General features: G+C 75.2%; 11 protein-coding genes. 1 reads left to right on the top strand and 10 read right to left on the bottom strand.

Annotation, left to right across the window (positions count from 1 at the left end; all coding sequences use genetic code 11):
- The 7 genes from nuoE to KJP73_RS12500 all read right to left on the bottom strand — a co-directional run.
- Positions 1-789: NADH-quinone oxidoreductase subunit NuoE (gene nuoE, locus KJP73_RS12530; protein ID WP_213283196.1), on the bottom strand; the 789-nt coding region annotated here is incomplete at its 3' end.
- On the bottom strand, positions 789-2,162 hold the full coding sequence (locus tag KJP73_RS12525; protein WP_213283195.1) for an NADH-quinone oxidoreductase subunit D: 1,374 nt from the start codon (positions 2,160-2,162) through the stop codon (positions 789-791). The genes nuoE and KJP73_RS12525, both read right to left, overlap by 1 nt.
- Positions 2,159-2,956 carry an NADH-quinone oxidoreductase subunit C gene (locus tag KJP73_RS12520; protein WP_213283194.1) on the bottom strand — a complete coding sequence of 266 codons (798 nt, stop codon included), beginning with the start codon at positions 2,954-2,956 and terminating at the stop codon, positions 2,159-2,161. Before KJP73_RS12520 ends, KJP73_RS12525 begins: the two co-directional genes overlap by 4 nt.
- Positions 2,953-3,504 carry a NuoB/complex I 20 kDa subunit family protein gene (locus tag KJP73_RS12515; RefSeq protein WP_213283193.1) on the bottom strand — a complete coding sequence of 184 codons (552 nt, stop codon included), beginning with the start codon at positions 3,502-3,504 and terminating at the stop codon, positions 2,953-2,955. The genes KJP73_RS12520 and KJP73_RS12515 overlap by 4 nt, the downstream gene beginning before the upstream one ends.
- Before the next feature lies 1 nt (position 3,505).
- Positions 3,506-3,874 (bottom strand): NADH-quinone oxidoreductase subunit A, encoded by a 369-nt coding sequence (locus KJP73_RS12510; protein ID WP_213283192.1) that lies wholly within the window; start codon positions 3,872-3,874, stop codon positions 3,506-3,508.
- A 105-nt stretch (positions 3,875-3,979) separates the two neighbouring features.
- Entirely contained in the window at positions 3,980-5,287 is a 1,308-nt protein-coding gene (locus KJP73_RS12505; RefSeq protein WP_213283191.1) for a geranylgeranyl reductase family protein, read from the bottom strand.
- 159 nt (positions 5,288-5,446) lie between these two features.
- The gene (locus KJP73_RS12500; RefSeq protein ID WP_213283190.1) at positions 5,447-6,148 is read right to left on the bottom strand and encodes a demethylmenaquinone methyltransferase; all 702 of its coding nucleotides are present in this window, start codon (positions 6,146-6,148) and stop codon (positions 5,447-5,449) included.
- 81 nt (positions 6,149-6,229) lie between these two features.
- On the opposite strand from KJP73_RS12500, the gene KJP73_RS12495 reads away from it, so the two are divergent.
- The gene (locus KJP73_RS12495; RefSeq protein WP_213283189.1) at positions 6,230-7,606 is read left to right on the top strand and encodes an isochorismate synthase; all 1,377 of its coding nucleotides are present in this window, start codon (positions 6,230-6,232) and stop codon (positions 7,604-7,606) included.
- A 213-nt stretch (positions 7,607-7,819) separates the two neighbouring features.
- Here the strand turns inward: KJP73_RS12495 and KJP73_RS12490 are convergent, their stop codons facing one another.
- The 3 genes from KJP73_RS12490 to KJP73_RS12480 all read right to left on the bottom strand — a co-directional run bounded on the left by KJP73_RS12490 (position 7,820) and on the right by KJP73_RS12480 (position 12,498).
- The gene (locus KJP73_RS12490) at positions 7,820-9,568 is read right to left on the bottom strand and encodes a S1C family serine protease (protein ID WP_213283188.1); all 1,749 of its coding nucleotides are present in this window, start codon (positions 9,566-9,568) and stop codon (positions 7,820-7,822) included.
- 150 nt (positions 9,569-9,718) lie between these two features.
- Positions 9,719-11,551, bottom strand: a complete 1,833-nt coding sequence (gene menD / locus KJP73_RS12485; RefSeq protein ID WP_213283187.1) for a 2-succinyl-5-enolpyruvyl-6-hydroxy-3-cyclohexene-1-carboxylic-acid synthase — start codon at positions 11,549-11,551, stop codon at positions 9,719-9,721.
- Positions 11,548-12,498, bottom strand: coding sequence for an o-succinylbenzoate synthase (locus KJP73_RS12480; RefSeq protein WP_249669347.1), 951 nt, complete (start codon positions 12,496-12,498; stop codon positions 11,548-11,550). Before KJP73_RS12480 ends, menD begins: the two co-directional genes overlap by 4 nt.

The raw sequence follows: 12,498 nt of genomic DNA, 5'->3' as shown, positions 1-12,498 counted from the left end.
CCCGCCACCCCCGCCGCCGGGGGCCGTCCCGGCGGCGGGGGTGGCGGGCTCGCCCGAGGCGTCGGCGCCCCGGTCGGGCGTCCCCTCGAACGGCGGCGCCGTCCACCCGTTCTGCCGGGCGAGGGCCAGGCCGCGCAGCGTCGGCTCCCCGGCGGCGACGCCCTCGTCGGCGAGGCCGTCCGGGAACCCGGCGAGGACGCGCGACACCTGCTTGAACGTCTGCACCTGCGCCGGGCCGCGGGTCGGGGCCACCGGCTCCCCCGCGATGAGCCGGCCCACGACGTCGGCCGCGCTCTCGGGGGTCTGGTTGTCGAAGAACTCCCAGTTGATCATCATCACCGGCGCGTAGTCGCACGCGGCGTTGCACTCGATGCGCTCGAGCGTGATCTTCCCGTCGGGCGTCGTCTCGTCGTGGCCGATGCCGAGCCGGTCGGACAGGTCCTCCCAGATCGCGTCGCCGCCCATGATCGCGCACAGCGTGTTGGTGCAGACGCCCACCGTGTACTGGCCGTTCGGGCGGCGCTTGTACTGCGTGTAGAACGTCGCGACCGCCGAGACCTGCGCGGTCGACAGGTCCAGCGTCTCCGCGCAGAACGCGATGCCCGCGGGGCTGACGTACCCGTCCTCGCTCTGCACGAGGTGCAGCAGCGGGAGCAGCGCCGAGCGGGGGTCGGGGTAACGCGCGACGACCTGCGCGGCGTCGGCGGCGAGCCGCGCGTGCGTGCCCTCGTCGTACGAGGCGCGGGACCGGCCGCCGCCGGGGATCCGCGGGTGCTCGATCGTGGTCATCAGCGGTCCACCCCTCCGAGCACCGGGTCGATCGAGGCGACGGAGCAGACGACGTCCGCGACCTGCCCGCCCTCGCAGAGCACCGAGACGGCCTGCAGGTTGTTGAACGACGGGTCGCGGAAGTGCGCCCGGTACGGCTTGGTGCCCCCGTCGGAGACGAGGTGCACGCCGAGCTCGCCGCGGGGGTGCTCGACGGTCTGCCACACCTGGCCGGCCGGCACCCGGAAGCCCTCGGTCACGAGCTTGAAGTGGTGGATCAGGGCCTCCATCGAGGTGCCCATGATCTCGCGGATGTGGTCGAGCGAGTTGCCCATGCCGTCCGACCCGATCGCGAGCTGCGCGGGCCAGGCGATCTTCTTGTCCGCGACCATCACCGGCGCGGAGCCGCGCTGGCCGGACGCCTGCAGCCGGTCGACGACCTGCTCGACGATCCGCATGGACTGGTAGCACTCCTCGATGCGCAGGACCATCCGGTCCCAGCAGTCCGCGCCCTCCAGGACGGGGACGTCGAAGTCGTACGTCTCGTAGCCGCAGTACGGGGCCGCCTTGCGGACGTCGTACGGCAGGCCGGTCGACCGCAGCATCGGGCCGGTGATGCCCAGCGCCATGCAGCCGGCGAGGTTGAGCACGCCGACGTTCTGCAGCCGGCCCTTGAGGATCGGCTGGCCGAGCATGAGGTCCTCGAGCTGCTTGAGGTACCGCCGCACGCCGGTCAGCGCCTCCCGGACGGAGTCCAGCGCGCCCGGGGGGATGTCCTGCGCGACGCCGCCGGGCCGGATGAACGCGTGGTTCATCCGCAGGCCCGTGACCAGCTCGAAGATCCGCAGGATCTCCTCGCGTGCCGTGAACCCGATGGTCATGATCGTCGTCGCGCCGAGCTCGTTGCCGCCGGTCGCCAGGCACACCAGGTGCGACGAGATCCGGTTGAGCTCCATCATCAGCACCCGGATCTGGGTGGCGCGCTCCGGGATGTCGTCGGTGATGCCGAGCAGCTTCTCGACCGCGAGGCAGTACGCCGCCTCCTGGAACAGCGGGGCGACGTAGTCCATGCGGGTGCAGAACGTCACGCCCTGGGTCCAGGTGCGGTACTCCATGTTCTTCTCGATGCCGGTGTGCAGGTAGCCGATGCCCGCGCGGGCCTCGGTCACCGTCTCGCCGTCGATCTCGAGCATCAGCCGGAGCACGCCGTGCGTCGACGGGTGCTGCGGGCCCATGTTGACGACGATGCGCTGCTCGCCGAGGCGGGCGGCCTCCTCGGCGATGTCGGACCAGTCGCCGCCCGTCGCCTCGAAGGTGCGCAGGCCGATGGTCTCGTCGTCGACGACGTGGCCGGTCGCGTGGATGTCCGGGTTCGCGTGCGTCTGAGCACTCATGAGTACTGCCTCCGCTGGTCGGCCGGCGGGATGGTGGCGCCCTTGTACTCCACCGGGATGCCGCCGAGCGGGTAGTCCTTGCGCTGCGGGTGCCCGGGCCAGTCGTCCGGCATCTCGATCCGCGCCAGGTCGGTGCGGCCGGTGAAGACGATGCCGAAGAAGTCCCAGGTCTCGCGCTCGTGCCAGTCGTTCGCCGGGTAGACCCCGACGGTGCTGGGGATGGTGGGGTCGCCCTCGGGCGCGGCGACCTCGAGGCGGAGGCGGCGGCCGTGGGTGACCGACGTCAGGTGGTAGACGGCGTGCAGCTCGCGGCCGGTGTCCTGCGGGTAGTGCACGCCGGAGACGCCGAGCGACAGCTCGAACCGCAGGTCCTGGTCGTCGCGCAGGTGCTGCGAGACCTCCACGAGGTGCTCGCGGGCGATGTTCAGCGTCAGCTCCCCGCGGTCCACCACGACGGACTCCACCGCGTTCGCGTACCCGGTGCCGGAGCCGTCGAGCAGCTCGACCAGGATGTCGACGACCTCGTCGAACCAGCCGCCGTAGGGCCGCTCGCTCGGGCCCGGCAGCGCGACGGTCTGCACCAGGCCGCCGAAGCCGGAGGTGTCACCGGTGCCGTGCACCCCGAACATGCCCTCGCGGACGCCCACGACCTCCAGCGGGATCGAGCGGTCCGCGGGGACGTGCTGCGACCCGGCCTCCAGGGCGGTCTCGCTGGTGCGCTGCGACCCGGCGTCGGCGGCGCGGTCGTCCCCGGTCTTCGCGGCCGCGGCGGCGTCCTGCTTCTCGTCGCTCATCGCAGCAGCCCCGTCATCTGGGAGGTCGGCGTGGCCTGCAGCGCCGCGGCCTCGACCTTGCGCGCGATGTCGGCGCGGTTGCCGCCGAGCGGCTCGGCCTTGATCTGGTTGTGCAGCTCGAGGATCGCGTTGATCAGCATCTCCGGCCGCGGCGGGCAGCCGGGCAGGTAGATGTCGACCGGCACGATGTGGTCGACGCCCTGGACGATCGCGTAGTTGTTGAACATGCCGCCGCTGCTGGCGCAGACGCCCATCGACAGGACCCACTTGGGCTCGGCCATCTGGTCGTAGACCTGCCGGACGACGGGCGCCATCTTCTGGCTGACCCGGCCCGCCACGATCATCAGGTCGGACTGGCGCGGCGAGGCGCGGAACACCTCCATGCCGAACCGGGAGATGTCGAACCGGCTGCCGCCCGTCGCCATCATCTCGATCGCGCAGCAGGCCAGGCCGAACGTCACCGGCCACAGCGAGGCCTTGCGGACCAGGCCCGCGAGCGTCTCGACCGACGTCAGCAGGAAACCCGAGGGTGCTTCTTCGATACCCATGTCAGTCCTCGTCCCACTCCAGGCCGCCGCGGCGCCACTCGTACAGGAACGGCACCGTGATCAGCGCCAGGAACCCCACCATCGCCACCAGGCCGAACACGGCCAGCTCCCCGAAGCTGACGGCCCACGGGTAGAGGAACACGACCTCGATGTCGAAGATGATGAAGGTCATCGCGACCAGGTAGTACTTCACCGGGAACCGGCCGCCGCCGACCGCGTGCGGGGTCGGCTGGATGCCGCACTCGTAGGCCTCGAGCTTGGCGCGGTTGTACCGCTTCGGGCCCAGGACCGCGCTGGCGGCGAGCCCGCCGACCGCGAGGACGGCAGCGATCCCCATCATGACGAGAAGGGGGACGTACGGGTTGGTCATCGGTGCTCTCCCGGTGGGGGGTGGAGTGCTTCCGTGCGGGGCGGGTGCCGGCGGGCGGCGCGCGGCGGGCGAGGCCGGGCGGTCCGGGGCGTCAGGGCGGGGCGGTCACGACGCCGGCGCCAGTCGGGCGAGTCCGGCGATCACCTTGTCGACCATGTCGCCGCCCTGCGGCTCGTAGCAGTCGGCGAGCAGCTTGTGCGTGAAGCGCATGACCAGCGGGCGGGGCAGGCCGTACCGCGTGCACGCCCGCATGATCTGCGGGTGCTCGATGAGCTTCACGAACACCCGGCCGAGCGTGTAGTACCCGCCGAGGTCGTCCTTCATCCGCGCGCCGTAGGTCGCCAGCGCGCGCTCGCGCCCGGCGGCGGTGCCGCGCGCCGTGGCCTGGACGATCGCGTCCGCCGCGACCCGGCCGGCCTGGAGGGCGTACGCGATGCCCTCGCCGTTGAACGGGCTGACCATGCCGGCCGCGTCGCCCACGAGCATGAGCCCGCGGCCGTACAGCGGGCCGCGGTTGAACCCCATCGGCAGCGCGGCGCCGCGCACCGGGCCGACCTGGTTCTCGGGGGTGAACTCCCACTCCTGCGGGGCGTTCGCCATCCACTTCGCGAACAGGTCCTTGTAGTCGACCTTCGTCGCGGCGGCGGTCGACGACACGGAGCCGAGGCCCACGTTCGCGGTGCCGTCGCCCAGGGAGAAGATCCAGCCGTAGCCCGGCATGAGGTCGGACTCGCCCGGCTTGCCGTCCCAGAGCTCGAGGTGGCTCTCCATCCACGGGTCGTCGTGGCGGGGCGTGCGGAAGTAGGTGCGGACGGCGACGCCCATCGGGCGGTCGAGCCGCTTCTCCAGGCCGAGGCCGGTGGCGAGGCGGGCGGACACGCCGTCGGCGGCGATGACCACCGGGGCGCGGTACGTGACGGGGTCGCCGGCGCGCTTCCCGTCGGCGTCGACCGGCCGCGCCTGCACGCCGACCACGCGGCCCGTGCGCTCGTCGACCAGGGGCCCGGTGACGTTGGTGCGCTCCTGGACCTTGGCGCCGGCGGCGCGGGCGTGCTCCAGCAGGAGGTGGTCGAGCGACATCCGCGAGCGGGCGAGGCCGTACGACGGGTACGAGGACAGCTCCGGCCAGGGCAGCTCGACGACGTGGCCGCCGCCCAGCACGCGCAGGCCGACGTTGCGGATCCAGCCGTCCTGCTCGCGCAGGGGGACGCCCATGCGGGCGAGCTCGGCCACCGCGCGCGGCGTCAGGCCGTCGCCGCAGATCTTGTCGCGGGGGAAGGACGCCTTGTCGAGCAGCAGCACCGACAGACCCGCGGCGGCGCAGTGGTACGCCGCGCTGGACCCACCCGGTCCGGCGCCGACGACGATGACGTCCGCGTCATCGGTCCTACCACTCTGCACAGTTCGCCCCATTTGTGAATGCCTTCACACCTGATGAGACCCGAGTCTAGTGATAGACCAAGGTCCTGTCTTGGAAGGCTTGCCTCAGAAGCGTCCCTGCTTCTGACCTGGGGTTTTGCGGGACTTTCGTCCCATGAATCGGGGGCCGGGACCTTCGTCCTAGGACTTTGGTCAATTCGTCCCAGGATTTGTCGCGCGGTGCAGGGCCACGATGCCGCCGGACAGGTTGCGGTACGCGACCGAGCCCCAGCCGGCCTGCTTCAGCAGCCGTCCCAGACCGAGCTGGTCCGGCCAGTCCTGGATCGACTCCGCGAGGTAGGTGTAGGCGGCGGACTCCTTCGCCACGACCCGCGCCACCGCCGGCAGCGCCTTCATCAGGTAGCCGGAGTACACCGCGCGGAACGGCGCCCACGTCGGCGACGAGAACTCGCACACCACCAGCCGGCCGCCGGGCTTCGTCACGCGGCGCATCTCCTCGAGCGCGCCCACGGTGTCCACCACGTTGCGCAGCCCGAACGAGATCGTCACCGCGTCGAACGACGCGTCGGCGAACGGCAGCGACGTCGCGTCCCCCGCGGTGAACGGGAGGTCCGGCCGGCGGCGCTTCCCGACCGTCAGCATCCCCGTCGACAGGTCGCACGGCACGACCTTCACGCCGGCGTCCGCGAGCGGCTCGCTCGACGTCCCCGTGCCCGCCGCCAGGTCCAGCACCGTCTCCCCCGGCAGCGCGTCCAGGGCCTTCAGCGTGGCGCGGCGCCACATCCGGTCCTGCCCGAGCGACAGCACGTCGTTGGTCAGGTCGTACCGGCGGGCCACGCCGTCGAACATCACGGCGACGTCGTGCGGGTCCTTGTCCAGGGAGGCGCGGGGCATGGCCCCATCGTGTCAGGTCCGCGCGGCAGCGTGCGTCCACGGGGCCGCGGCAGCAGTGCGGCGGTCGTACCCTGGTCGGCGATGACCAGCCCCCTCGGCGACCGCGACCCCGCGCCGTCCTCACGCACCGCGGCGTCCTCGCACACCACGGCGTCCCCGCACCCCTCGTCGCACCCCGAGCCGCTCGTGGTGCGCACCGTCCCGCTCGACGCCCCGGACGACCTGCTGTCCCTGCTGCCCGAGGACGCCCCGCTCACGTGGGTGCGCCGCGGCGACGGGCTCGTGGGCTGGGGCGAGGCCACCCGCGTCACCGTCGCGGGCGCGGGCCGGTTCGCGGACGCCGAGCGCGCGTGGCAGCGGATGGTCGCGCACGCCGTGGTCCGCGACGAGGTGCGGCTGCCCGGCACCGGGCCGGTCGCGTTCGGGTCCTTCGCGTTCGACGACGACTCCCCCGCGGGTGGCGTCCTCGTCGTGCCGCGGGTGGTCGTCGGGCGGCGGGACGGGCGCGCGTGGCTGACCGTGGTCGAGACGGCCGGGACGCTCGGCGCCGCGCCGGACCAGCGGCTGCTCACCCGGCACGTCGCGGGGCTGACCCCCGTGCGCGCGCCGGGCGAGGTCACCTACTCGTCCGGGGCGGTGCCCGCCGAGGACTGGCCCGCGGTGGTCGCCCGGGGCGTCGCCGCGATCCGCGCCGGCGAGGTCGAGAAGGTCGTCCTGGCCCGCGACGAGGTCGCCCGCACCGCCGAGCCGCTGGACGTCCGGCACGCCCTCGCACGCCTGGCGGAGCGGTACCCGACCTGCTGGACGTTCTCCGTCGACGGGCTGATCGGCGCGACGCCGGAGCTGCTGGTCCGGTCCGAGAAGGGCCTCGTCACCTCGCGGGTCCTGGCGGGGACGATCCGGCGAACCGGTGACGACGACGCCGACGTGGCCCGCGCGGCGATCCTCGCGCACTCGTCCAAGGACCTCGAGGAGCACGAGTACGCGGTCGCGTCCGTCGTGCAGGCGCTCGCGCCGTTCTGCTCGTCGACCAACGTGCCCGACGCCCCGTTCGTGCTGCACCTGCCGAACGTGCTGCACCTCGCGTCCGACGTGACCGCCGTGCTCGCCGGCGCCGGCGAGCCCGCGACCTCGCACCCGACGTCGCTCGCGCTCGCCGCCGCGCTGCACCCGACCGCCGCTGTCTGCGGGACGCCCACCGACGCGGCGCGGGCGCTGATCCGGCGCGTCGAGGGCATGGACCGGGCGCGGTACGCCGGGCCGGTCGGCTGGGTGGGCGCGGACGGCGACGGCGAGTGGGGCATCGGCCTGCGCTCCGCCGAGATCGACGCGGACGACCCGCACCGGCTCCGGCTGTTCGCCGGCTGCGGCATCGTCGCGGCGTCCGACCCCGCCGCGGAGCTCGCGGAGTCGCGCGCCAAGCTCGTGCCCATGCACGACGCCCTCGCCACGGACTGACCCCTCCCCACGACCGGACGCGCGCGGCGACGGCACCGCGCGCGACGACGGCCCCCGCACGCGGCGACGGCCCCCGGGCGCGCCGGGGCTGGGCGCGCGGCCGGGGGCCGTCGGGCGGGCGGCGAGGTGCGGGCTCGCCACCCGGGGCCCGGGCGGGGCAGGGGGGCACCCGCCCGGGCGTCTTGTCAGCAGGTGGTCAGGTCGCCGGGCCGGTCAGCCCTGGCCCTGCTGCTGCTGCTGGAACCACTCCCACAGCTGCTCGGGGGTCATGTCCTCCGGGTTGGTGGGCGCCTGCTCCTGGCCGGAGCCGGAGTCGGCCGCGGTCTCCTCGCGGACCGCGAGCGTGACGTCGACCTCCTGCGACTGGCCGTCGCGCACCAGCGTCAGGGTGACCTCCGCGCCGGACGGGTACGCCCGGACGTAGCCGGTCAGCGACTCCGCGCCCGCGACAGCCTTGCCGTCGATGGCCACGATGACGTCGCCCTCCTGGACGCCGGCGTCCGCCGCCGGCGAGCCGGACGTCACCGACTGCACCTGCGCGCCCGAGCGGGTCACCCCGTCGGCTGTGGCCGTGCCGTCGGCGAGCCCGACGCCGAGGAACGCGTGCTCCGCGGTGCCGTCCTCGATGAGCTGGCCGGCGATCATGTCCGCCAGGCTCACCGGGATCGCGAAGCCGAGGCCGATGGACCCGGACTGGCTCGACGTCGTCGCGATGGACGACGTGATGCCGATGACGCGGCCCTGCGCGTCGAACAGCGGGCCGCCGGAGTTGCCCGGGTTGACCGCCGCGTCGATCTGGATCGCGTTGGTGACCACGGCCTCCTCGCTGCCCGTCTCGGTGGTGGACACCGGCCGGTCGAGGGCCGAGACGATGCCCGTCGTGACGGTGTTCGCCAGCCCGAGCGGGTTGCCGACCGCCATCACCGGGTCGCCCACCGTGACGTCGGCGGAGTCGCCGAGGGTCGCGGGCGACAGGTCGTCCGGCGCGTCCTGGAGCTTGATGACCGCGAGGTCCGTGGTCGGGTCGGTGCCGACCACGTCGGCCGTGAAGATCCGGCCGTCGGTCAGCGTGACCTGGACCTGGTCGTCCTGCGCGCCGGCCACCACGTGGTTGTTCGTGACGATGTGGCCCTCGTCGTCGACGATCACGCCGGAGCCCTCCGCGCCGCCCTGGCTGGTGGTGACCTGGATGGCCACGACGGAGGCCTGGACGGCGGACGCGACGGCCTGCCAGTCGGGGTTGTCGACGGTGGAGCCGGACACCGGGGCGGCGTCGTTCTGCGACTGCCCGATGGAGCTGATGTTCGTCGAGCGCGACGCGGCGGAGTCGTCGTCGAACGCACCGGTGAACGCCGCGGTGCCGAGGCTCGCGAGCAGGGCCGCGGCCACGCCGACACCCGCGGCCGGGAGCCAGACGCGGTTGCGCTCGGAGCGGGTGCGCGTCGTGGTGCCACTGCCCGGGGCCGCCGGGGCGCCGAACGCCTGGGGGTGCTCCGGGCCGCCCGTCGGGCCCGCGGGGGTGCGGAACGCCGCGAGCGGGTCGCCGGCGTGGTGCGCCTGCGGCTGCTGCTGCGGGGCCTGCTGCTGCGGGGCCGGCTGCTCCGGGGCGTGCTGACCGAAGCGCGGCTGCGGCCGGGCACCGTGCGGCTGCTGCGCGGGACCCTGCTGGTACGGAGCGGGGTACGTCGGGGCGGCCGGCGCCGGGGCCGTGTGCGGGAGCTGCTGCGTCGGCGTCGGCGCGATGCGCTGCGTCGGCGCCTCCTGCTGGTGCGCCTCCTGCGGCGCGGCGGCGACGTGCTCGGTGGGGGCGGTGGGCTGCGCGGTGGGCTGGGCGGCCGCCTGCCCGGCGGGCTGCGCGGCGGGCGCGGCCTGCTCGGCGTCGCCGGCGCGGACCTGGTCGGTCGGCTGGGTCGCGGGCGTGCCCGCGGCGTCCTGCGGTCCCTGGGGGGTGCTGCTGCTCATGGGGTCTACCTCCTTCTCGGAGATCATCAGACCCCACAGCACTGGAACGACGCTCGACGAACCCTGGGAGTCTGCTGCGAATCCGCGTCGTCCTGACGGCCCGCCCCACGACGGTCGCACGCCTCGGCGGCCCTCGCCCGCCGAACGGGGTCAGTCCCCGGCGGGTCCCCGCACCGCACCGCCGACCGCGTCGCGCACGGCCTCGCGCACCGCCTCGCGCACCGCCGCGCCGATGCGCTCGCCCAGCGCCCGCCGGTCCGCGCGGTCGACGCGCACCTCCACCACGGACAGCCCCCGCCCGGGGGCCGCCAGCGCCGCGGCCAGGGACGGCTCGTCCGACACGCGCACGTGCCGCACCCCGTACCCCGCGCACAGCGCCGCGACGTCCACGGCGTGCGGGGTGCCGAACACCCGCTCGAACGTGCGGGCGCGCTCCGGCGCGCCGTGCTCGAGGGTCGCGAAGATCGACCCGCCCGCGTCGTTCAGCACCACGACCTGCAGGTCGACCTCGGACTCGGTGGAGAGCCGGAGCAGGCCGCCGACGTCGTGCAGGAACGTCAGGTCCCCGATGAGGGCGCGCACCCGCCGCCGGGGCAGGCCCAGCGCCACGCCGGACGCCGTCGAGACGAGGCCGTCGATCCCCGCGAGCCCGCGGTTCGCGAGCACGGCCGGCGGCTCCGGCCACCGCGCCACGAGGTCCAGGTCGCGCACGGGGTTGGACGACCCGACGACCAGCACGTCGTCGGTCCCGCAGGCCTGCGCCACCGCACGGACGGCGCGCGGGCCGGTCAGCGGCGGCGTGCTCCGGGTCGGCGGCGCGGCGGGGTCGTCGTCGAGCAGCAGGTCGACCGCGGCACCCGCGGCGGCGTCGGCCCGCTGCCACGCCGCGAGCCACGCCGGGTCGCCGGCCGGCCCTCCCAGCCAGGCGGCGGGGAGCGCCGGGAGCACGCGGTCCGCAGCGCGCCCGGCGTCGGGCCAGCCGGAGCCCGCCGGGGCCACGACGGTCAGGTGCACGTCGTCCCGCGCGAGCAGGGCCGTCACCGGCCGGGACAGCGTCGGCCGGCCGAGCAGCACGACGGACCGCACCCGGCCGCCGAGGGCGGCGTCGCCGAGCAGCATCCGGTAGGCGGCGAGCGCGTTCGGGCCACCGCGGGCACCGGAGGACGGCTCGGCGAGCAGGGGCCAGCCGGCGGCCTCGGCCAGCCGGCGGGCGTCCGGGCCGGCGCCGTCCCCCGCGACGACGACCCCGGGCCCGGGCAGGTCGGCGAGCGGCGGCGCGTCCGCCACGTCGCCGGCGGTGCGCCCGACGACCGTCACGCGGCCCGTGTCGGCGGCGGCCGGCCAGGGCTCCGACCCGGGCGTCAGCGGCTCCCGGTAGGCGAGGTCGAGGTGGACGGGGCCGGGGTCCCCGGTGCGGGTGCCCAGCGCCGCGGCGACCGCGCGGGAGAGGAGGTGCCGCAGGTCGCGGTCCTCCCCCGGCCTGCCGGTCGGTGCGGGGACGTCGGCGTCCAGCCGCACCGCCGGGCCGAAGATGCCGGCCTGCACGGTGGTCTGGTTCGCGCCGGTGCCGCGCAGCTCGTGCGGGCGGTCGGCAGTCAGCAGCAGCAGCGGGACGCCCGCGTGGTGGGCCTCGAGGACGGCGGGGTGCAGGTTGGCGACCGCGGTGCCGGACGTCGTGACGACCGCGACGGGCCGGGGCCGGCCCTCCAGCGCGGCGGCGCGGGCCAGCCCGAGCGCGAGGAACGCGGCCGACCGCTCGTCGACCCGCACGTGCAGCCGCAGGCCGGGCGCACCGGCGGCGCGCTCGTCGTCCGGCAGCGCGGCCTCCGCGAGCGCGTACGCGAGCGGCGCGCTGCGCGAGCCCGGGGCGAGGACGACGTCCCGCACCCCGTGCGCCGCGAGCTCCTGCACCAGCACCCGGGCGGCGCGGGGGGCCGGTGCGCCGGGACGCGCCGCTGCGGCGCCGGGCCCGGTGGCGGTCACCGGGTCACCGCCTGCACCGCGCGCAGCCGCTCGGTCCAGCGCCCGACGGTGGCCTCGTCGGCGGCGGTGGCGGCCAGCCGCTCCGGGCTCGGCGACAGCCCCCGCGCCGCGGCCACGTCCAGGGCGCCGTCGACGGGCAGGAGCGGGGCGTCGACGACGTCGTCGGTGAACAGCTGCGCGGTGGCGAGGCCGCAGGCGTACGGGAGGTCGGGCAGGGCGGCCGCGAGCGCCACCCCCGCCGCGAGACCGACCGAGGACTCCAGCGCGGACGACACGACGACAGGGAGGCCCACCTGCTCGGCGAGCTCGAGGCACGCGCGCACCCCGCCCAGCGGCTGGACCTTGAGCACGACGATGTCGGCGGCCTCGGCGCGGACGACGGCGAGCGGGTCCTCGGCGCGGCGGATCGACTCGTCGGCGGCGATCGGCACGGGGGTCGAGCGGCGCAGGCGGGCGAGGTCGCGCACGGAGGCGACGGGCTGCTCGGCGTACTCCAGCCCGCGCGCGGCCCGGTCCAGCACCCGCAGCCGGTCCACGGCGGTGTCGACGTCCCACGCGGCGTTGGCGTCGATCCGGATGGCTCCGCCGGGGCCGAGGGCGTCGCGCACGGCGGCGAGCCGGTCGGCCTCCTCGGCGGCGCCCTGGCCGGGCTCGGCGACCTTGACCTTGGCCGTCGTGCAGCCGCCGGACGCCAGGACGATGCGCCGGGCGGCGTCGGGCCCGACGGCGGGGACGGTGACGTTCACGGGGACGCGGTCGCGCACGGGCTCAGGCCAGCCGTCGTCGGCGGCCTCCCGCGTCGCGCGCCACCACGAGGACGACTCGGCCGCGTCGTAGTCCCAGAACGGGCTGAACTCGCCCCAGCCGGCGTCCCCCTGGACGAGGACGCCCTCGCGCACGGTGATCCGGCGGAAGCGCGTCCGCAGGGGGATCGCGTAGACGTGCAC

The organism is Cellulomonas hominis (assembly GCF_901521055.1).
In the GTDB taxonomy this organism is placed as follows: domain Bacteria; phylum Actinomycetota; class Actinomycetes; order Actinomycetales; family Cellulomonadaceae; genus Cellulomonas; species Cellulomonas endometrii.
The sequence above is the reverse complement of the archived record's forward strand: the minus strand, read 5'-3'. Positions and strand labels throughout refer to the sequence as shown.